The following is a 19,529-nucleotide window of genomic DNA, read 5'->3' as shown; positions in this document are numbered from 1 at the left end:
CGACCGAAGGGCGGTGAGACCCGATGTCCGTACCTCACCGTGGACGACGGCGCGTGGCCAAAGGGGTCCGGAACTCTCGGCCGACCGTCCGTTGGTGGCGCAAGCGCGGGGACCGCCCGCGAGGGCATACCGTGTCGGCCGGCACTTGATGTTCAAGGAGGCCGACGTCAAGTCCTGGACTCGCGGAACGCGCTCGAGACGGTCGGAACACCCAGCCGGCTAGCGGCGCTCGGAGAGCGCCGCTAGCCAGGTGGGATCATGTTGCGTCGTTGAATGCGGGCTCGCGGTCCCGGTGGGTGTGGCTGGGCACCGGCTGTGCACCGTGCGCGGCGGCGGTCGAGGCCGCAGAACTGAGGTCGAGCCGGCGCAGTAGTTGGGCGTTGGCGGCGACGACGATGGTCGACAGGGACATCAGTATGGCTCCGATCTCCATGGGTAGGACGAATCCGATCGGGGCCAGTACGCCGGCGGCGAGGGGCACGGCGGCGATGTTGTACCCGGCGGCCCACCACAGGTTTTGCTTCATCTTCCGGTATCCGGCGCGGGAGAGTTGGATGACGGAGAGCACCGAGCGGGGGTCGTCGGAGGCGAGGATGACGCCGGCGGAGGCGATGGCCACGTCCGTGCCGGCACCGATGGCGATGCCGACGTCGGCCTGGGCGAGGGCGGGTGCGTCGTTGACGCCGTCGCCGACCATGGCCACGGTGCGTCCCTGGTGCTGGAGCTCGAGGACCTTCTCGCTCTTGTTCTCCGGACGGACGCCGGCGAAGACTTGGTCGATGCCGAGCTCGGCGGCGACGGACCGGGCGACCGGTTCGGCGTCGCCGGTGATCATGACGACGTGGACACCGAGGGCGTGGAGGGCGTCGACGGCTTCGCGTGATTCCTGGCGCACCTCGTCCTCCAGGCCGAGGGCTCCGCCCACCTGGCCGTCGACGAGGACGTGCAGCACGATCGCGCCCCGGTCGCCCCACGCGGACGTCTGGGGCAGTGGGTCAAGGCGGTGCTCGGCCAGCAGGTTCGGGCCGCCGACTGCGACCTTGTGCCCGTCCACGGTCGCGGTGACCCCGACGGCGGTCGAGGCGGAGAAGTCGCTCGCGCGGGGCACGTCCAGCTGTCGTTCCTTGGCTGCGGCGGTGATGGCCCGGGCGAGCGGGTGCTCGCTGTCAGCCTCGGCGGCGGCGGCAAGGGTGAGGAGCTCGTCCTGGCCCAGACCCGTGGTCTCGATGTCGTGCAGCGCGGGCTCGCCCTTCGTCAGAGTGCCGGTCTTGTCGAAGAGCACGGCGTCGACCGTGCGCATACGTTCCAGTGCTCCTCGGTCCTTGACGAGGACGCCCGCACGGGCGGCGCGCTCGGTCGAGATCGACACGACGAGCGGGATGGCGAGGCCGAGGGCGTGGGGGCAGGCGATGACCAGGACGGTGATCGCCCGGACGATCGCGAAGTCAGGGGTGCCGACGACCGACCAGACGGCGATGGTGATCACCGCGGCGGCCAGGGCGAACCAGAACAACCACCCGGCGGCCTTGTCGGCGAGGAGCTGGGCGCGGGTGGTGGAGGACTGGGCCTGGGCGACGAGGCGCTGGATACCGGCCAGGGCGGTGTCGTCGCCGACGGCGTCGATCTTCACCCGCAGGGCGTTGTCGGTGGCCACGGTGCCGGCCACGACGTGGGCGCCGACCTCGCGACGTACGGGGCGGGACTCGCCGGTGATCATCGACTCGTCGACGTCGGCGGCGCCGTCGACCACCTCGCCGTCGGCGGGGATGCGGCCGCCGGGGCGGACGATGACGACGTCGCCGAGCCGGAGGTCGGCCGGGGCGACTGTGACGACCTGATCTCCCTGGACCTTCTCGGCCTCGTCTGGCAGGAGCGCGGCGAGGGAGTCCAGCGCGGAGGAGGTCTGGGCGAGCGAGCGCATCTCGAGCCAGTGCCCGAGCAGCATGATGACGACCAGGAGAGCGAGCTCCCACCAGAAGTCCAGCTCGTGGGAGAGCACGCCGAGCGTGGCGCCCCACGAGGCAACGAAGGCGACCGTGATCGCCATGCCGATCAGGAGCATCATCCCGGGCTTGCGGGCGCGGATCTCGGAGACGGCGCCGGTAAGGAACGGGCGGCCGCCCCAGAGGTAGATGATCGTGCCCAGGACAGGGGCGACGTAGGCGAGGCCCGGGATCTGTGGGAGTGAGTAGCCGAGCAGGTCCGCGAACATGCCGCTGAGCAGCACAGTGGGTACCGCGAGGATGAGGTTGATCCAGAACAGGCGGCGGAACATCCCGACGTGGTCGCCATGGCCGCCGTGCCCTGCGTGGCCGCCCTGGCTGGCGTGATCGCCGTGTCCGGCATGTGCCTCGTGACCGGCGTCGGCCATCTGCTCGGCGTCGTGCCCACCGTGACGGTCGTGTGCGTGGTCCATGTCCGCCATGTCGTGGCCGGCGTGGCCGGTGTGGTCGGTGTGGGTGTTCTGGACGACGTGACGCTCGCTCGTGTCGCGCCCGCTACGTTCGGGGACCTCACCACCGTGGTGGTGGTCAGTCGGCTCGGAGTGTCCGGGGTCCGGATCGCCGTTCCGGTTGCCGTGGTGGGTGTGCTCCTGCTCTGGAGTGCTCACTAGCAATCTCTCCTTCCAATCACTGACAGATACCCCGAGGGGGTATTGCCGTCATGACAACGATACGCGTGCTGATGTTGTTCCCCGTCGCGGAGAGGACGCAGCCGATGCTCTACCCGCACGCGCCACTGCGCGCGTGTGCCTCCGTGGGTGCGGTGCACCGGGCCGTGTGGTTCCAGTTGACACGCATACCCTACCTAGGTATACCTTTCGAACGAAGATACCCCCAACCGGTATGCATTCGATACGAGGAGGACTGATGGACCAGCGTGAGTACCAGGTGACGGGCATGACCTGTGGGCACTGCGAGATGTCGGTGCGCGAGGAGGTCGAGCAGGTCGCGGGCGTCGAGAAGATCGACGTCAGCGCACAGACCGGCAAGCTCGTCCTGAGCGCGAGTCAGCCCCTCGACGACGCCGCCGTGCTCGCTGCGGTGGGGGAGGCGGGCTACCAGGCGGTGCGGGTCTGATGAACGCCCCCGCCCGGCTCGGCCTGTATGCCGCCGGCCTGGTCGTGATCTTCGCCGGGTCGGCCGTGGTGGCCGACGCCGTCGTCCCCGAGGAGACGGTGGAGGCCTGGACCCGGACCGTCGAGGACCCCGCCGACGGCAACTCGATCGACGACGGCGGCGATGATTCGCTCGACTCCGGCGACCACTCGGTCGACTACGGCGACGACTCGGTCGACTCCGGCGACGACTCGGTCGACGAGGCCGACGACTCCGGCCGCTGATCCGGCCGCGTCCCGATCACCCCCATACGTGTGAACCGCGAGAAAGAAGCTTCGAAGATGCCTGCATCCCCGGCCCAGCCGCAGGCGCTGGGTGCGTCCATCGAGCTCGAGATCGGCGGGATGACCTGCGCCTCGTGCGCGATGCGGGTCGAGAAGAAGCTGAACAAGCTCGACGGCGTCACGGCGACCGTGAACTACGCCACCGAGAAGGCCAGGGTCAGCGTCCCGGACGGGATCGACGCGGCCGCGCTGATCGCCGAGGTCGAGAAGACCGGCTACACCGCAGTCCTGCCGAAGGTGGAGAGCTCGGGCGCCGGGGAGTCCGACGAGGGCGAGAAGGAAGACTCTGAGCTGACCGCACTGCGCCACCGGCTGATCGGTTCCGTGGTGCTCTCCGTCCCGGTCATCGCGATGGCGATGATCCCGGCGCTGCAGTTCACCTACTGGCAGTGGGCCTCACTGGCCCTGGCTGCGCCGGTGATCGTGTGGGCGGCCTGGCCGTTCCACAAGGCGGCGTGGACGAACCTGCGCCACGGCGCCGCGACGATGGACACCCTCATCTCGGTCGGTACGTCTGCGGCGTTCCTGTGGTCGCTGTACGCGCTGTTCTTCGGCACCGCCGGGGTCCCGGGGATGACCCATCCGTTCGAGCTGACGGTGGCACCGTCCGACGGCGCCGCGAACATCTACCTCGAGGTCGCGGCCGGGGTGACGATGTTCATCCTCGCGGGACGCTACTTCGAGAAGCGGTCCAAGCGGCAGGCCGGGGCGGCGCTGCGCGCCCTGCTCGAGCTGGGCGTGAAGGACGTCGCCGTGCTGCGCGGCGGTGCCGAGACGCGCATCCCGATCTCGGAGCTGGCCGTGGGCGACGAGTTCGTCGTGCGGCCGGGCGAGAAGATCGCCACCGACGGGGTCATCGCCTCCGGCGCCTCCGCCGTGGACGCCTCGATGCTCACCGGGGAATCGGTGCCGGTCGAGGTCTCCGTGGGCGACGCCGTCACGGGCGCCACCGTCAACGCCGGTGGCCGCCTCGTGGTGCGGGCCACCAAGGTCGGCGCGGACACCCAGCTGGCGCAGATGGCCAAGCTGGTCGAGAACGCCCAGTCGGGCAAGGCCGAGGTCCAGCGCCTGGCCGACGAGGTCTCCGGCATCTTCGTGCCCGTGGCGATCGCGATCGCCGTCGCCGCCCTGGGGGCCTGGATCGGTGCCGGCTTCCCGCTGAGCGCGGCCTTCACCGCCGCCGTGGCGGTGCTGATCATCGCCTGCCCGTGCGCGCTCGGCCTGGCCACCCCCACCGCACTGCTCGTCGGCACGGGCCGCGGCGCCCAGATGGGCATCCTCATCAAGGGCCCCGAGGTCCTGGAGTCCACCCGCAAGGTCGACACCGTGGTCCTGGACAAGACCGGCACCGTGACCACCGGGAAGATGACGCTGACCGACGTCATCACCGGTACCGGCGTCGACCGTGCCGACCTGCTGCGCCTGGCCGGCGCGCTCGAGAACGCCTCCGAGCACCCCATCGCCCAGGCCATCGCCAAGGGCGCGGCCGACGAGGTCGGCGCGCTGCCGGACCCGGCTGACTTCGCCAACGTCGAGGGCAAGGGCGTCCAGGGCATCGTGGCCGGCCACGCTGTGCTCGTCGGCCGCGAGTCCCTGCTCGCCGACTGGACCCAGCACCTCACCGAAGACCTGGCCCAGGCCAAGGCCGACGCGGAGGCTGAGGGCAAGACCGCCGTCGCGGTCGGCTGGGACGGCCAGGCCCGCGGCGTGCTCGTCGTCGCCGACGCCGTCAAACCCACCAGCGCCGAGGCGGTCCGCCAGCTCAAGGCGCTCGGGCTGACTCCGGTCCTGCTCACCGGCGACAACCGCGCCGTGGCCGAGCAGATCGCGGCAGAGGTCGGCATCGACCAGGTCATCGCCGAGGTCATGCCCAAGGACAAGGTTGACGTCATCACGCGCCTGCAGGGTGAGGGCAAGGTCGTGGCGATGGTCGGTGACGGCGTGAACGACGCCGCGGCCCTGGCGCAGGCCGACCTCGGCCTGGCGATGGGCACCGGCACCGACGTCGCGATCGAGGCCGCGGACCTCACTCTCGTGCGTGGTGACCTGCGCAGCGCGGCCGACGCGATCCGCCTGTCGCGCCGGACCCTCGGCACCATCAAGACCAACCTGTTCTGGGCGTTCGCCTACAATACGGCGGCGATCCCGCTGGCCGCCCTGGGCCTGCTCAACCCGATGCTCGCCGGTGCGGCGATGGCGTTCTCCAGCGTCTTCGTCGTCGGCAACAGCCTGCGCCTGCGCTCCTTCAAGAGCCGGGCACTGAACTCCACACCGACCCGCGCCGCGTCGCGAATCCCCGCACCGCAGCCGGCCGGCGTCTGACCCACTCGCACGTCGACAAGGAACGGAACCGCCCATGGCTCACGACCGCGCCACCTCCAGCTGCTGCCACACCTCCGCGCCCGCAGGCCGCACGGACCTCCTGACCACCACGACCAGTGCTGCCGCTCCCACCAGTGCGGACGTCGCCGAGTGCCCCGTGATGCCCGGCAGCTCGGTGGTCAAGGCGGACGCCGAGGCCGCCGGGCTGTTCCGCGACCACGAGGGTCGGCGGTACTGGTTCTGCTGCGCCGGCTGTGGCCCACGCTTCGACGCCGACCCCGCCAAGTACGCCGTCACAACCTGAAGGTGTGTGGCCGGAACCGGTGTGCCACGCGAACGTGCGTGGCAACACCGGTTCCGGCCCCTACGCCGGTCGCTGACTAGCCACTCCGGCGGGTGCGATGCTGAGGACGGCCACACGGTGGCCGTCGCACTGACGTCGCGGCGCCGTAGCCCACTCCGCCCCATCCGCCCGAGCCATCCGCACCGCACGACAGGGAGCACATCATGACCGGCACGCTCAAATCGGGCGCCGACGAGGCCCCGGGAGCTGACCACCACGCCACGCACGGCTACATCTCCGACAAGGACCGCTACCTCACCCGGCTCAAGCGCATCGAGGGCCAGGCCCGCGGCATCCACCGCATGGTCGACGAGGAGCAGTATTGCATCGACATCCTCACCCAGATCAGCGCCCTCACCAGCGCCCTGCAGGGCGTCGCCCTCGGGCTGCTCGACGACCACCTCAAGCACTGCGTCGTCGACGCCGCCAAGGCCGGCGGCGACACCGCAGACGCCAAGATCAAGGAAGCCTCCGACGCCATCGCCCGACTCGTCCGGTCCTAGCTAGGGGCACCGAGCCAAGCGGAGTAGACGGCGGGGTTCGGTGTCATGTGTGTTCCGCTACGCGAACGCACGGCGCGTTACCTATCTGCTCCGCACGAGCCGCCGCCTCGCGGGGCGGCTTCGGGGGCGAAGGGTGTCTCTCCGTTGCTTACACAAGCCTGCGGCGTACGCCTGCCCTGCTGGTACAGGCGTTGCCTAGGCCAGTTGAAGAGTGGTGACGCAGGTTGCGCCGTCGCCCGTGGTGGAGAAGTCCGCCGTGCCGGTGAGCCCGTCGTAGCTGACCTCGATCGTTCCCTCGACGTCGCGTGGCAGCCAGAAGCCTGCGAAGCCGTTGTCGAATGTCGTCGTCTCCCCCTCGATCAGGACCTCGCCGGTCGCTTCATCGAGGATCCGTACTTCGACGTCCTCGCCGGTGAGCTCGCCCTGGCAGGTGGTGAGGCTGTGGTAGAAGCACTCGTGGGTCTGGTTCACGTAGGGAGCGACGGACAGGTAGTAGCGGTCCGCGGGCATGTCCAGGGCCAGGTCTCGCTGCCCGTCGGAGAGCACCAGCTCGTCGGGCCGTACGGAGGCCATGAAGTCTGTGGGGCGTTCGCCGCCCCCCAGTCTGTCCAGGTGGTCGATGATCTTTGCGGCATCCATCCCGGCCAGGTCATACGCGTCGAGGAACTCAGCCTCGGCGCCCCCGGCGGAGGGCTCCGGCGCCGAGTCCGCAGATGAGCAGCCGGCGAGCACCAGCACCAGCGCTGCAGCTGTCATCACGAGTTTCTTCACGTTACATCTCCTTGTTCGGCGGCCCGTCCCGGCTGGTGGCAATGTCATGCGGCTCGGCGCCCGCCAGGGACGCTCGTGGGGCAACCGGTTCATCGTAAGTACACGGCTCCGTCCCGATTGGGTAGTTGGTCCCACGGGCACGGGGGGATGCTGTGGTCCCGGCTCGGTGACCTGGCGTTATGAAGGTTCGATGAAGCCGCTGGTGCTGCAGAGCGAGCGGAGTCCATGGTGCCGAGAGGCCGGGCGGCGGCCCGGTCTGATGGCGGCCAGGGGCCAGTGCAAGCCGGGTACCGAGCCCGTCGCCTTGTTGGTCAACAGCAATGCTGTCGCGGCTCATAGTTGCCGAGGGTGGCGCTTTGCTGGAGCGATGAAGGTTTGATGAAGAGCCGAATTGGGCCCTTACCCGCGCGTGGGTCACGTCGTTATCGTCTTGTGACAGCTCCCCGTCGTCCACAAGACTGCACTGGCCTCTGCGGCCGCCTCGTGCGTCTGCAGGAGGTCCATGCATGCCGCCCACCCGCCCAGAGGCAACGCCGCCGTTGACGCGTCGATGCTCCTATGGATGTCAAGCGGCCTGTGGGAGGTCGGCGGCGGGGGGTGAGGGGTGCGCGTATCGGGCCTGGAGATCGTGGATCAGGGCTCGGTAGATGTCGCGGGCAATGTGGCGCTTGAGGCAACGCATGATGTCCTTCTTCGAGAGTCCTTCCTTTGTGCGGCGCTGGACGTAGGCCTTGGTGCGCGGGTCCCATCGCATGCGGGATAGGGCGATGGTGTGCAGGGCGTGGTTCGCGGCCCGGTCCCCGCCGCGGTTGAGGCGGTGGCGGTCCCGACGCCCGGAGGAGGCGGGGATCGGGGCGACGCCGCACAGGTGGGCGAACGCGGCCTCGGAGTGTAGCCGGTCGGGATTGTCCCCGGCGGTGGCCAGCAGCTGGCCGGCGACGTCCGGGCCGACCCCGGTGCGGACGAGCAGTGCAGGGGCGGCCTGGGTGGTCAGGGTCTTCAGCTCGGCGTCGAGCTCGGCGATCTCCTCGGCCAGGGCCAGGATCCGCCGGCCCAGGCGGCGCAACGCGGCCTTGGTTGCCCCGGTCGGGCCTGCCAGGTCGTCGGGGCGTAGCCGGGCGCAGGTTCGGGCCAGCTCGGTGGCGGAGAGGCCGCGCAGCTGCGCGCGCAGTGCCTCGGGGGCGGTGACCAGGAGCTGACGGGCCTGGTTGATGGCCTGGGTGCGGGCCTTGATCGCGGAGCGTCGCGGGACCCGCAGGGCGCGGATGGCCTCGACGATCCCGTCGCGGGTCTTCGGGGTCCCGGTGGCGCGGCCCGAGGCCACCGCGGTCGCGGCGGCATAGGCGTCGATCGGGTCGGACTTGCCCCGCAGCCGTCGCATCTTGCGGTCGGGGCGGTCGACCTCGACCACGCTCAGCCCGGACCGGGTCAGGACCCGGGCGAGCTCGGCACCGTAGGCGCCGGTGCCTTCGACCCCGACCGCGGCCACGGTGCCGTGGGAGCCGAGCCAGGTCATCAGCTGCCGGTACCCCGCGCCCGTCGCCGCGAACTCCTTGTCGGCCAGGTGCCGGCCGAGCCGGTCGACCACCGCGGCGTGATGCGTCTGGCCGTGGGTGTCCACCCCGGCGATGACTTCCAGGTGCTGATCCGTCATGCTGGTCACTGCTGTCCTCTCGCTGATCCGGTGGGCAGCACGCGCCGGCCGGGCGGGCGGACAAGACAGTGGCGGGGCTTCTGAACCAAGCTCCTATGAGGTCACAGCGCCCGTCCGGTCGCGTGCGTGATGGTCCCTCGAGCGAGCCGACATATCGCAAACAAGACAGCCGAGGCGTCGGTCAGATCGTGAGTCAGACCACCCGAGGAACCACCACACACATCATCACTGTCAGATCAGGGAAGCGGAACGGCAAGCCTCGGTGACGCATGCCGGGCGAGATCGACACACCCCCACGGGTCTCCCAAGGACCGTCGGTCGCGTGGAGGTACGGAGCTCGAAGCATGCGTCCCGGACGTCGGCCTCGCGTCGGCGAGATCTCCGCAAGGACCAGGCCCGTCGGTCCCGGTTCTCCCGCGTGACGCCGGCCGCCGCGGTTCTGGTGGCAGCGTCCTTGGTCGGGTCGACTTCCTGGGCGGGCAGCTCTGTCGACAAGGCCGCCCCATCCGGTCGTGCGGTCGTGGTCCCTGTAGCGGTCAGTGCGCTCGAGACGTTGGAGGCTTCGGCGGCGAGAGCGGCGCTGGAGTCCTCCGGTGCAACGGTGCTCGCGAGAGTGGCGGCCGCTCCGGCCAGGGCGACCGTGGTCCACGCCTCGCGGGCCGAGGAGCGGGACGAGCTGGCAGAGGACGACGGTGGGGCGAGCGGGCTGCGGGCCGCGGTGGCACCAGAACGCCAGCAGGTCGGTATGCCGCTCGATGCGGGGCGCTACCGCATCACCTCCCACTACGGGTACCGGGTCGGCCCGCTCGGCGGCGGCAGCCAGTTCCACACCGGCGTCGACCTCGCTGCGCCGCTAGGCACACCGATCCACGTGGTTGCCGACGGGGTCGTGACCTATGTCGGTGCCGGCAAGGATGGCCGGTCGAGCATGCTCGTCATTGTCGAGCACGAGATCGATGACCGGACGTATTACACCTGGTACAACCACATGTACGCCTCGGACCTATATGTCAGTGTCGGGCAGCAGGTCAGCGTTGGTGACGTCATCGCGGGGGTGGGCAACAACGGCAACTCCACCGGCCCGCATCTGCATTTCGAGGTCCATGTCGACGACGAGCTCACCACCACGGAGCCACTCGCCTGGCTGGAAGAGATGTCCACGCCCTGATGTGAGGCGTGCGGCCCGCCCGGCACGACGGAGTCCGGCGCGTACGTCGCGCCCATCGCAGCTGCTCGCGTTGCACCGTCCCCGCCGCGCCAAGGGGCGGTAACCGGGCGCTTCACCCGGTCGGGCACTGGCGCTCGGCTGGTTCCTCGTAGGCGGGGACGGACCGGGCGTCGGCCTCCTGCGGCGACGACGCGATGCCGTTGCGCTCGATGTCTTTGATGAGCCAGTCCATCTCGAAGATCTCGCGCCGCTGAGCCTCGCTGATCTCGACGGCGAGCTCGCACACTCGGACGTCCTCGATCCCGGCACGTTCGGACCGGGTGATGGCGAGGGAGTGGTGGGGGATCATCGCTCTCATGTAGGCGGTGTCGTCGACGGTTGCCTGGCTGCGGTCCAGGAACGTCCCGCCGGCCAGGAGCAGCAGGCTGATCACGACCACGGCGACATTCGCCCTGGTGTTCTTGTACATGTTCAGCATCCACGCGAGCATGACCAGTCCCATGGCGCCGCCCATGGTGATGGCCATGAAGACCCGGCTCTGGCTGAAGCGGACGTGGCTCCACTCCCAGGAGCCGAGGAACATGACCCAGTACATGACGACCATGGCCGTCAGGAGCATCGCCGCGAACCGCAGGTACATCTTCTTCGGCTCGTGCGACGTCCCTGAGGCGTGCGTCGGCCCCCGGTGGTGCGGCCCGCTCTCGCCGGGGCCGTGCGTCTCGGCGTTGTTCTCCTCGTTGGTCGGCACAGGTTCAGCTTCCTTTTTCGTGTGGCCCGGGGGAGACGGGGCGCCGCTGCAGTTCGCCTGACGGGCGGTCGAGCGCCGCTTTGGTGGTTATGCTCAGGCGATGGCGGCGAGCAGGTCGTTGCAGGCCTGCTCGCAGGCGCGGCAGGCTTCGGCGCAGACGCGGCAGTGCTCGTGGTGACCCGCGTGGGCCTCGCACTGGTCCCCGCAGGACTTGCAGGCCTGTGCGCAGGCCTGGAGCACGGTCCGGGTGATGTTGGCGTCGTAGCCGGTGTGGCGGGAAAGCACCCGGGCGGTGGTGTCGCAGATGTCGGCGCAGTCCAGGTTGGCCCGGATGCACTTGCGTAGTTCGGTGACCATGTCTTCGCTCAGACAGGCGTCCGCGCAGGCGGTGCACGCCTGGGAGCAGGCGACAAGGGTCTCCACGGTCTTGGCGAGGAGGTCTCGGTCGAGGTTGATCTCGGCAGGATAGGTCTGCATCATCTCGGCGGTTCGCATTGGTCCGTCCTTCCGCTCGGGATGGGCGGGCCTTCGGTCGGCGCCGCCCCGGGTCGTCTCGACGCTAGGTCGGTGCAGTGCGCCGCGCACTCGGGGGAGTGCTGTTCGACTGTGAAGATTCGATGAAGATCCCTCAGCCAGCATGTCCGTCCCGGTCCCGGTGAGCTTGCCGGGGCGCGTTCGCGGGCAGGATGGACGCCATGAGCGTGACGGATCGGGGTGCCCGGGTGCTTGTCGTGGAGGACGAGGAGCCCCTTGCCAAGCTTGTCGTCAGTTATCTGCGGCGGGACCGGTTCGAGGTGGAGGCCCTCGGCGACGGCGCCGAGGCGGTGGGGTTGGCCCGACGGTGGAACCCGGACGTGGTCGTGCTGGACCTGGGCCTCCCTGGCATGGACGGGGTGGAGGTGTGCCGGCAGGTGCGCACGTTCTCGGACTGCTACATCATCATGCTCACGGCCCGCGCCGAGGAGGTCGACAAGCTGGTCGGCCTGTCGGTGGGTGCGGACGACTACCTGACGAAGCCGTTCAGCCCACGGGAGCTGGTGGCGCGAGTGCGGGTGGTGCTGCGCCGGCCTCGCCGCACCGGCACAGCCGACGAGGTGGACGGGCCGCTGACGTTCGGCGAGCTCGAGATCGACATCGCTGGCAGGGAGGTTCACCTGGCTGGCGTGCCGGTGGAGCTGACCCGGACCCAGTTCGACGTGCTCGCCGCTCTGGCAGTCCGCCCGCGGATGGTCTTCTCCCGGGAGCAGCTCATCGAGGCGGTGTGGGGCCCGGGTTGGGTCGGGGACGAGCACCTGGTCGACGTCCACATCGGGCACGTGCGCCGCAAACTCGGTGACGACCCGGCGGATCCGGCGTTTATCCGTACCGTCCGCGGGATCGGCTACCGCATGGGCCCGGGCCGTTGAGGGTTGCCCGGTGGGGCCTGGCGCCACGGCTGCTGGCCGCGATCGTCGTCGTCGTCCTGGCGGGAGCGGTGACCGCGTGGGCGGTGGCAACCGCCATCGGACCCGCAGTCTTCCACCTCCACATCGAGCGTTCCGGAACCTCCGACCCGGGGGTAGTGCGCCACACAGAGGAGGCGTTCGCCACGGCTTCGGCCTACTCACTGGGTCTGGCCCTGGCGGCGGCCCTGGCGACGTCGGTCCTGGTCAGTGTGTTCGTCACGCGACGCATCGGCCACTCCCTGACCACGGTGCGGGAGGCCGCCGCGCAGGTCGCGGGCGGTGACTACACCGCCCGCGTGCCCACCGTCGGCATGGGGGCAGAGTTCGACGACCTGGCCCGGTCGTTCAACACCATGGCCGCCGACCTGGGCCACATCGAGCAGACCCGCACCCGGATGCTCGGCGACCTCGCCCATGAGATGCGCACCCCGGTGGCAGCTCTGGACGGCTACCTCGAGGGCATTCAGGACGGCGTCGTGCCCGTGGACGAGGAGGTCCTCGCCATGCTGCGCGACCAGGTAGCCCGCCTGTCGCGTCTGGCCCAAGACATCTCCCTGGTCACCACCGCAGAGGAGGGACGCTTGACGATGCACCGGCAACCGGTACAGGTCGGCGCGCTCATCGACGCCGCGGTGGCCCAGGCCGCCGCCCGGTACGCCGCCCGCCGGATCAACCTCCGGGCCGCTGTCCCGGAGCGGGTACGAACCACGGCGGTCTACGCAGACCTGGACCGGCTGGGCCAGGTGCTGACCAACCTGCTGGACAACGCCCTGCGGTACACCGCCCCTGGCGGGCACGTGGTCGTCAGCGCCACCCGGGACGAGGCAGCTGTCCGCATCGAGGTCGCCGACGACGGGGACGGCATCGAGGCCGAGCACCTGGCGCACGTCTTCGAACGGTTCTACCGGGCCGACACCGCCCGAGACCGCGCCCATGGCGGTTCCGGGATTGGTCTGGCGGTGACCCGGTCGATCGTGCGCGCCCACGGCGGAGAGGTCACCGCCGCCAGTCCCGGCAAGGGGCAAGGTGCGACGTTTACCGTCGAGCTCCCCGCCGCTGACCCCGCCTGAGCAGGGCGTCTCGCCACTGCCACGACCGCCGGGCAGGAAAGATCGCCGACACCACCCACACCGCCAGGCCGACGCAACCGACGCACACGGCCACGACGGTGGCCCATAGCTGCACCGACACGTCGCCTCCTCCACCCGATCACGGGGAACGGCTGACACTCTCCCGCAGCTCGTGCGGGCAGACGGTGCACGTGCGACGAAGATCTCGGCCGGGTTCGATGAAGACTCGATGAAGACCACGACCCTGGCTGGCGTCGGTGCCCCCCGCTCGCGTTCACTAGCGGAAGACTTATCGCCTCGACCGTTGGAGCCACCCCGTGAAGACCACCTCCCGCCTGGCCGCCGGCACCGGCGCGCTCGTCCTCGCCCTGACCCTGGCCGCGTGCGGCGGCTCGCAGGAGCCCGCCGAGACCACAACCGCAACGAGCGCCGCCACCCAGGAACCGACGCCTGCGGAACCCACCGGCTCGACCGGGGACGGAGCGGTCGCCCAGGCCCACAACGACGCCGACACGATGTTCGCGCAGATGATGATCGTCCACCACCAGGGGGCAATCGAGATGGCAGACCTGGCGGTGGAGAAGGCGGAGAACGAGGACGTGCGGTCGCTCGCAGAAGACATCTCCGCCGCACAGGGGCCGGAGATCGAGCAGATGACCTCCTGGCTGCAGGCCTGGGGCGAGGACATCGAGCCCATGGGTGGCATGGAAGGCCACGGCGGCATGGAGATGGACGGGATGAGCCAGGGGGAGGCGATGGCCGAGCTCGAGGGTCTGTCCGGCACCGACTTCGACCGCCGCTTCCTGGAATTGATGACCGCCCACCACCAGGGAGCGGTCACCATGGCCGAGGAGGAGCTCGCGGACGGGGAGAACCCCCAGGCGCTCGAGCTCGCGCAGACGATCATCGACGACCAGCAGGCAGAGATCGCCCAGATGGAGCAGATGCTGCAGGACCGGTGAACCTAGCCCTACTGACGGTGGTCTGCCCCAATCCCCAAGGCGGCAGGTCGCCGGTCACCTGGTCCACCAGCCGAAAGAGAGTTCTGTGTCCGTGTCATGCGCTGCCCGGATGAGCCTGGGCGTGGCTGTGGCCTTAGTGCTGACCGACTGCTCCCAGCCCGCGACCGAAGAGAACCCACCAGCGCCGGTCACGACCGACCCGGCCACCTCCTTCGGTCACGTCCACGGCCTGGGCATGAACCCGTCCGACGGCGCTGTGTACGTCGCCACCCACCAGGGTCTGTACACCGCCGACGACGAAGCCGGAGCGCGCCTGGTCGGCACTTCCCGGACCGATCTGATGGGGGCTTCACGGTCGTCGACGACGACACGTTCCTGGCCAGCGGCCATCCAGCGCCAGACGATCCTGGGCCGAGCAACCTGGGCCTGATCCTCACCGCCGACGGCGGCCAGACCTGGGAGGAGGTGTCCCTGGGCGGGCAGAGTGACTTCCACGGCCTGACCGCTGTCGATGACCGGGTCTACGGCCTGGACTCGGCCACCGGTGCGGTGATGCGCAGCGACGACGCCGGCGGCACGTGGCAGCAGGCGGCGAGCCTGCCGGCCCGGGACCTCGATGTTGATCCGGCCGACCCGGACCGGATCGTGGCCACGACCGCTGAAGGCCTGCTCGTCAGCACGGACGGCGCACTCACGTTCAGCCCGGCTGAGAAGCAGCCGCCCCGCCCACTTGTCGTCGTCGACCACCTCCCCCCTGGCGGCGAAGAGGCAACCGCCCTAGTCGGCCTGGACGCCGCCGGAGTGCTGTGGCATTTCAAGGAGGCGTGGGCCTCTGCCGGACCGGAGAACGGTGAGCCGAGTGCGTTCACCGCGGTGGACGAGGACACCTACCTGGCCGCGTTCGGCACCCACGTGGTCCGCACCAACGATGGCGGCCGGACATGGGAGCCGATCGTCGGACCCTGAAGCTGCACCGGGTACAGGCTCATCGTTGGGAGATGTACCTCTCTTGAGCGGTCCGCTGACCCGAGGTCACACGAAGGGGTACTCGCCCTGCCACCGCCTGGATGCTGTCGGCGTCGGTGAGGCGGATGGGCCGGGTCTGCCGAGTCCGCCGGCATGCCGGTACCCCAGCACACCACGCAGACCGCCACCCGAGGCCACCGTCCGCCGGGGAACAAGGACCTCGGTGAGCTGCCTGCACCGCGAGACGGCCCGTGAAGGAGTCCAGATCCGTGAGGCCGCAATCGCGGCTCGGGTCATGATGAACACCGCCGGGTAGGTGCGGCTGACGTGGCGCTCCCGGGTCATCACGGTGCACATGCTGGCCGATGGCACCGTCGCCGACGCTCCTGTCAAGACAGCGAGATGTCCTCGTGGACAGATGATGCCCCTGGGGTGGACAGTTCGTCTCCCTGTCCGCGGTCAGCTGATCTCCCTGAGGGTTAGTTCAAGGGGACCACCCTGCGTCCGGCTATGGCCTCGCTTGAGCCGTAGCGAGGCGCCCTCGGTGATGATGACGTGGGCGTGGTGCAAAGTCGCGCAGCCTGCGGTGCCTGCGAGCCCCAGCCGCCCAGGAAGTTCTGCTCAGGCCGCGCAGCAGGAGAGCTTGGTGATGTCGGTGGTGAAGGCTTGTGCGGTGAGCTTGAGACCTTCGGACATGGTCAGGTATGGGCTCCACAGTCGGGCGACCTGATCGACCGTCATGCCGGCCTCGAGGATGTACACACCGGTGGCGGCGAGCTCGCCGGCGTCCTTGGCGAGGGCTGTGATGCCGACGATGCGGCCGGTGTCTGCGTCGGCGACCATCTTGATGAGTCCCCGGGTGTCCCGGTTGACGATGGCGCGCGGCACGTGTTCGAGCGGCAGGACGCGGCACTCGCACCGGATCCCGGCCGCGCGGGCTTGCCGGTCAGTCATCCCGACGGCGGCGAGGGTGGGGCTGGTGAAGATGACCCGGGGCAGGTGCCGGTAGTCAACCTCTCGGCGGGCTCCGGTGAGGGCGTTGTCGACGGCGAGGGTGCCGTGGGCAGCGGCGACGTAGACGAAGTCGCGCTGACCGGTGACATCGCCGGCGGCCCAGATCCGCGGGTTGGTGGTCCGTAGCCGTGTGTCGACGACGACCTCGTCGAGCTCACCGGTCTCCACGCCCACGGCGGTTAGGCCGGGACCCGTGGTGACGGCTCGCCGGCCGGTTGCGACGAGCAGGTCGGCGGCGCGGAACTCCTGGGTCGTGCCGGCGACTGTGGCGCTGACGACGACCTCGCCTGTGGCCTCATCGCGGCGCACCTCCGTTGGCACGGCGCGGCGGATGACGTCGATGCCCTCGTCGGTGAAGGCTGACAGGAGAGCAGTGGAGGCCTCGGGCTCCTCGTGCGAGGCCAGCCGGGAGCGGACCAGCATGGTCACGCGGGAGCCAAGGCGGGCGAAGAGCTGGGCCTGCTCGAGGGCGACGTAGCCGCCGCCGAGGACCAGGAGGGAGTCGGGGACGTGGTCGAGCTCCATCGCCGTGGTGGAGGTCAGGTAGCCGGTCTCTTCGAGCCCGGCGACTGGCGGCGCCCAGGGGGCCGAGCCGGTGGCGAGGAGATAGTGCTCGGCGTGGACAGCCTCCACCGAGCCGTCGGGAGAGACGACTTGCAGGACGGGGTTCCCGGCCGTGCCCGTGAAGGTGGCGTCACCCTGGCGCAGGTCCCACCCGTAGTCGGCGGCAAGATCGACGTACTTGTGGGCCCGTAGCGAGCCCACCAGCTCATCCTTGCCGGCGATCAGCACGGGCATGTCGATCGGGCCCGCCGTCGCGGCGAGGCCTGGGAATCGGCTGGCATCGAGGCTGACGTGCCGGGCCTCGGCGGCCGCGAGCAGCGCCTTGGACGGCACACACCCGGTGTTCACGCAGGTGCCACCGATCGTGCCGCGCTCGACCATGACTACCGTCCTGCCCAAGGTGGTGGCCCGGATCGCCGCAGCGAACGCCGCGCCGCCGGACCCGATCACTGCCAGGTCGTATGTACGCGCCATGAATCTTCTCCCGTCTCGATGAGAACAGCATGAACCTTCCAGTACGCTGGAAGGTCAAGAGGGAGGATGAGGCGAATGAGAATCGGTGAAGTGGCGCAGGCAGCCGGCACCAGCACGAAGACCCTGAGGTTCTACGAGGACGTCGGGCTGCTACCGCCGGCGGAGCGAACACGGTCCGGGTACCGCGACTACGACGCCGAAGTGCTGGGCCGGTTGGGCTTCATCCACCGCGGCCAGGCCGCCGGCCTGACCCTGGCCCAGATCGGTCAGGTGCTCCAGATCCGCGACGGCGGCGAGGCACCGTGCCGGCACGTCACCGACCTGCTCAAAGCCCGGATCGAAACCATCGACCGCCAGATCGCCGAGCTCCAGCAGCTGCGGACCGCGATCGCTGAGCTACGCGACCACGCCGCAGGAGCCGATCCGACCACCTGTCCACCCGAGGACGTCTGCCACTACCTCTGATCCACCGGCCCGCGTTGTCACCACCCGACAGAAACCGAATCCCACATGGCCGATGACACGAAACTGCGGTGCTCCTGCTGTGGCCGGGTGCGGCCGCGCAAGTCCCTTCACGCCCTCGGCGGCGAGCCCGCCTACATCTGCCGCCGCTGCGGGATCTGGGTCGCGCTCCGCCTTCGCGACGACGAGTGAGTTCTGTCCCGCCTCGCCGGGCGCAGAAATAGACCGGCTGCCACGTGCCAACTCTGTAATCGTTGCTGAGCGGTCGCGAGGGTTGCGTGTCTGTCTCACCACCTGGCGCGTCTCATGACCAAGAGCGAGTTACGGCAGGCAGGCTGAAATGCGCCGGGGGTCTGTGCTGTACTGGTCACTCTAAAGTTCGGCATACCGAACTTTCGCCGGGAGGTGGCTGTGGCCGCTGAGGCACTGGGCACGCTGGGGCGTCGACGAAGAGTCGTGCCGCTGCTCGGGCCTGCCTTTGTCGCGGCGATCGCCTACGTCGACCCGGGCAATGTCGCGGCCAACCTCACCGCCGGCGCCCGGTACGGATTCTTGCTGGTGTGGGTGCTCGTCACAGCCAACGCGATGGCGGTGCTGGTGCAGTACCAGTCGGCCAAGCTCGGCCTGGTCACCGGGCGTACGTTGCCGGAGCTGATCGGGCACCGGCTTCGCAGGCCGGCACGGCTGGCGTTCTGGGCGCAGGCTGAGGTCGTTGCGGCGGCCACCGACCTCGCCGAGGTCATAGGCGGCGCGATCGCCTTGCGCCTGCTGTTCGGCACACCGCTGCTGGTCGGGGGAGTGATCGTGGGCTGTGTCTCGATGGTGCTCCTGGCGGTCCAGAACCGTTTTGGGCAGCGGCAGTTCGAGTCGGTCGTCATAGCCCTGCTCGGCGTCATAACGATCGGATTCGTCGCGGGCTTGGTGGTGAACCCACCGGCCGCGGGTGACGTGGTCGCTGGTCTGGTACCACGTTTCGCCGGCACCGAGAGTCTCTTGCTGGCTACGAGCATGCTGGGTGCGACGGTGATGCCGCATGCGATCTACGTCCACTCCGCGCTCGCGCGGGACCGGCACGGAGCCGCCGCCTTGCGCGACGGCCACGTGCATCTGGTACGCGCGACACGCTGGGATGTGTTGGGAGCCCTGGGGGTCGCCGGTGCGGTCAACATCGCGATGCTGCTCCTTGCGGCGACCAGCCTGCGAGGCGTCCCGGGGACGGACACGATCGAGGGGGCGCACGCCGCAGTGGTGTCCAACCTCGGACCCACGATCGGGCTCGTCTTCGCCGTCGGCCTGCTGGCCTCGGGACTGGCCTCCACATCGGTGGGGTGCTATGCCGGAGCGGCAATCATGCAGGGCTTGATCCACCGGCAGATCCCGCTGCTCCTGCGCCGTGCGATCACGATGATCCCCGCCCTGGCGCTGCTCTCTCTGGGCGCAGACCCGACATGGGCGCTGGTGATCAGCCAGGTGATCCTCAGCTTCGGCATCCCGTTCGCACTGGCCCCGCTGCTGCGCCTGACCGGCGACCGAGAACTGATGGGCACCGCGGTCAACCGGCGCCTCACCGGATGGGCGATGGGCGTCGTCGTGCTCCTGATCACGACGCTCAACCTCACCCTGATCGCCTTGACCATCACCGGCGCCTGAGTCAGTCACG

At 69.6% G+C, this 19,529-nt stretch carries 20 protein-coding genes; 14 read left to right on the top strand and 6 right to left on the bottom strand.

Annotated elements, in window-relative coordinates; translation table 11 throughout:
- Positions 1-256: 256 nt before the first annotated feature.
- Entirely contained in the window at positions 257-2,275 is a 2,019-nt protein-coding gene (locus tag GD748_RS00175) for a heavy metal translocating P-type ATPase (protein WP_452176671.1), read from the bottom strand.
- A gap of 6 nt (positions 2,276-2,281) precedes the next feature.
- On the opposite strand from GD748_RS00175, the gene GD748_RS19725 reads away from it, so the two are divergent.
- The 6 genes from GD748_RS19725 to GD748_RS00150 all read left to right on the top strand — a co-directional run bounded on the left by GD748_RS19725 (position 2,282) and on the right by GD748_RS00150 (position 6,571).
- Positions 2,282-2,614 (top strand): hypothetical protein, encoded by a 333-nt coding sequence (locus tag GD748_RS19725; protein ID WP_226920883.1) that lies wholly within the window; start codon positions 2,282-2,284, stop codon positions 2,612-2,614.
- 256 nt (positions 2,615-2,870) lie between these two features.
- Positions 2,871-3,080 carry a heavy-metal-associated domain-containing protein gene (locus GD748_RS00170; RefSeq protein WP_152193205.1) on the top strand — a complete coding sequence of 70 codons (210 nt, stop codon included), beginning with the start codon at positions 2,871-2,873 and terminating at the stop codon, positions 3,078-3,080.
- Positions 3,080-3,343 (top strand): hypothetical protein, encoded by a 264-nt coding sequence (locus GD748_RS00165; protein WP_152193204.1) that lies wholly within the window; start codon positions 3,080-3,082, stop codon positions 3,341-3,343. Before GD748_RS00170 ends, GD748_RS00165 begins: the two co-directional genes overlap by 1 nt.
- A 57-nt stretch (positions 3,344-3,400) precedes the next feature.
- Positions 3,401-5,725: a heavy metal translocating P-type ATPase gene (locus tag GD748_RS00160; protein ID WP_152193203.1), complete on the top strand. Its 2,325-nt coding sequence runs from the start codon at positions 3,401-3,403 to the stop codon at positions 5,723-5,725.
- Positions 5,726-5,759: 34 nt separating this feature from the next.
- Complete coding sequence (locus tag GD748_RS00155; protein WP_152193202.1) at positions 5,760-6,029, top strand: YHS domain-containing protein; 270 nt, start codon at positions 5,760-5,762, stop codon at positions 6,027-6,029.
- Positions 6,030-6,232: 203 nt separating this feature from the next.
- Positions 6,233-6,571 carry a metal-sensitive transcriptional regulator gene (locus GD748_RS00150; protein ID WP_152193201.1) on the top strand — a complete coding sequence of 113 codons (339 nt, stop codon included), beginning with the start codon at positions 6,233-6,235 and terminating at the stop codon, positions 6,569-6,571.
- Positions 6,572-6,766: 195 nt separating this feature from the next.
- Here the strand turns inward: GD748_RS00150 and GD748_RS00145 are convergent, their stop codons facing one another.
- Both GD748_RS00145 and GD748_RS00140 read right to left on the bottom strand, forming a co-directional pair.
- Positions 6,767-7,342: a CueP family metal-binding protein gene (locus GD748_RS00145; protein WP_193312741.1), complete on the bottom strand. Its 576-nt coding sequence runs from the start codon at positions 7,340-7,342 to the stop codon at positions 6,767-6,769.
- 565 nt (positions 7,343-7,907) lie between these two features.
- Positions 7,908-9,005 carry an IS110 family RNA-guided transposase gene (locus tag GD748_RS00140; protein ID WP_405002653.1) on the bottom strand — a complete coding sequence of 366 codons (1,098 nt, stop codon included), beginning with the start codon at positions 9,003-9,005 and terminating at the stop codon, positions 7,908-7,910.
- Positions 9,006-9,597: 592 nt separating this feature from the next.
- Here GD748_RS00140 and GD748_RS00135 point away from each other — a divergent pair.
- The gene (locus GD748_RS00135; protein WP_152193200.1) at positions 9,598-10,164 is read left to right on the top strand and encodes a M23 family metallopeptidase; all 567 of its coding nucleotides are present in this window, start codon (positions 9,598-9,600) and stop codon (positions 10,162-10,164) included.
- Between the two features lie 112 nt (positions 10,165-10,276).
- Here GD748_RS00135 and GD748_RS00130 read toward each other — a convergent pair whose 3' ends face one another.
- Complete coding sequence (locus tag GD748_RS00130) at positions 10,277-10,804, bottom strand: DUF305 domain-containing protein (protein WP_152194295.1); 528 nt, start codon at positions 10,802-10,804, stop codon at positions 10,277-10,279.
- 201 nt (positions 10,805-11,005) lie between these two features.
- Positions 11,006-11,407 (bottom strand): four-helix bundle copper-binding protein, encoded by a 402-nt coding sequence (locus GD748_RS00125; RefSeq protein ID WP_152193199.1) that lies wholly within the window; start codon positions 11,405-11,407, stop codon positions 11,006-11,008.
- A 200-nt stretch (positions 11,408-11,607) separates the two neighbouring features.
- On the opposite strand from GD748_RS00125, the gene GD748_RS00120 reads away from it, so the two are divergent.
- The 5 genes from GD748_RS00120 to GD748_RS00100 all read left to right on the top strand — a co-directional run bounded on the left by GD748_RS00120 (position 11,608) and on the right by GD748_RS00100 (position 15,355).
- The gene (locus GD748_RS00120) at positions 11,608-12,318 is read left to right on the top strand and encodes a response regulator transcription factor (protein ID WP_226920584.1); all 711 of its coding nucleotides are present in this window, start codon (positions 11,608-11,610) and stop codon (positions 12,316-12,318) included.
- The gene (locus GD748_RS00115) at positions 12,315-13,427 is read left to right on the top strand and encodes a HAMP domain-containing sensor histidine kinase (RefSeq protein WP_152193197.1); all 1,113 of its coding nucleotides are present in this window, start codon (positions 12,315-12,317) and stop codon (positions 13,425-13,427) included. The genes GD748_RS00120 and GD748_RS00115 overlap by 4 nt, the downstream gene beginning before the upstream one ends.
- A gap of 317 nt (positions 13,428-13,744) precedes the next feature.
- The gene (locus tag GD748_RS00110) at positions 13,745-14,389 is read left to right on the top strand and encodes a DUF305 domain-containing protein (protein WP_193312740.1); all 645 of its coding nucleotides are present in this window, start codon (positions 13,745-13,747) and stop codon (positions 14,387-14,389) included.
- Positions 14,390-14,498: 109 nt separating this feature from the next.
- Positions 14,499-14,819 (top strand): hypothetical protein, encoded by a 321-nt coding sequence (locus tag GD748_RS00105; RefSeq protein ID WP_152193196.1) that lies wholly within the window; start codon positions 14,499-14,501, stop codon positions 14,817-14,819.
- A 35-nt stretch (positions 14,820-14,854) separates the two neighbouring features.
- Positions 14,855-15,355, top strand: coding sequence for a WD40/YVTN/BNR-like repeat-containing protein (locus GD748_RS00100; protein WP_152193195.1), 501 nt, complete (start codon positions 14,855-14,857; stop codon positions 15,353-15,355).
- A 621-nt stretch (positions 15,356-15,976) separates the two neighbouring features.
- Here the strand turns inward: GD748_RS00100 and merA are convergent.
- Positions 15,977-17,407: a mercury(II) reductase gene (gene merA / locus GD748_RS00095; RefSeq protein ID WP_152193194.1), complete on the bottom strand. Its 1,431-nt coding sequence runs from the start codon at positions 17,405-17,407 to the stop codon at positions 15,977-15,979.
- A 75-nt stretch (positions 17,408-17,482) separates the two neighbouring features.
- Here merA and GD748_RS00090 point away from each other — a divergent pair, with 75 nt between their 5' ends.
- Positions 17,483-17,872 (top strand): heavy metal-responsive transcriptional regulator, encoded by a 390-nt coding sequence (locus tag GD748_RS00090; RefSeq protein ID WP_152193193.1) that lies wholly within the window; start codon positions 17,483-17,485, stop codon positions 17,870-17,872.
- Positions 17,873-18,280: 408 nt separating this feature from the next.
- Positions 18,281-19,519, top strand: a complete 1,239-nt coding sequence (locus GD748_RS00085) for an Nramp family divalent metal transporter (RefSeq protein WP_226920582.1) — start codon at positions 18,281-18,283, stop codon at positions 19,517-19,519.
- Positions 19,520-19,529 lie beyond the last annotated feature (10 nt).

Source organism: Georgenia subflava, from assembly GCF_009193155.1.
Classification (GTDB): Bacteria; Actinomycetota; Actinomycetes; order Actinomycetales; family Actinomycetaceae; genus Georgenia; species Georgenia subflava.
Note: the sequence above shows the minus strand (reverse complement) of the source record. Positions and strands in the feature narration are given on the sequence as shown.

Excerpts from the sequence above, each read along its gene's own strand:
- GD748_RS00175 (WP_452176671.1), bottom strand. The coding sequence starts at position 2,275 with ATGTTCCGCCGCCTGTTCTGGATCAACCTCATCCTCGCGGTACCCACT.
- GD748_RS00170 (WP_152193205.1), top strand. The coding sequence starts at position 2,871 with ATGGACCAGCGTGAGTACCAGGTGACGGGCATGACCTGTGGGCACTGC.
- GD748_RS00165 (WP_152193204.1), top strand. The coding sequence starts at position 3,080 with ATGAACGCCCCCGCCCGGCTCGGCCTGTATGCCGCCGGCCTGGTCGTG.
- GD748_RS00160 (WP_152193203.1), top strand. The coding sequence starts at position 3,401 with ATGCCTGCATCCCCGGCCCAGCCGCAGGCGCTGGGTGCGTCCATCGAG.
- GD748_RS00155 (WP_152193202.1), top strand. The coding sequence starts at position 5,760 with ATGGCTCACGACCGCGCCACCTCCAGCTGCTGCCACACCTCCGCGCCC.
- GD748_RS00150 (WP_152193201.1), top strand. The coding sequence starts at position 6,233 with ATGACCGGCACGCTCAAATCGGGCGCCGACGAGGCCCCGGGAGCTGAC.
- GD748_RS00130 (WP_152194295.1), bottom strand. The coding sequence starts at position 10,804 with ATGTACCTGCGGTTCGCGGCGATGCTCCTGACGGCCATGGTCGTCATG.
- GD748_RS00125 (WP_152193199.1), bottom strand. The coding sequence starts at position 11,407 with ATGCGAACCGCCGAGATGATGCAGACCTATCCTGCCGAGATCAACCTC.
- GD748_RS00120 (WP_226920584.1), top strand. The coding sequence starts at position 11,608 with ATGAGCGTGACGGATCGGGGTGCCCGGGTGCTTGTCGTGGAGGACGAG.
- GD748_RS00105 (WP_152193196.1), top strand. The coding sequence starts at position 14,499 with ATGAGCCTGGGCGTGGCTGTGGCCTTAGTGCTGACCGACTGCTCCCAG.
- merA (WP_152193194.1), bottom strand. The coding sequence starts at position 17,407 with ATGGCGCGTACATACGACCTGGCAGTGATCGGGTCCGGCGGCGCGGCG.
- GD748_RS00090 (WP_152193193.1), top strand. The coding sequence starts at position 17,483 with ATGAGAATCGGTGAAGTGGCGCAGGCAGCCGGCACCAGCACGAAGACC.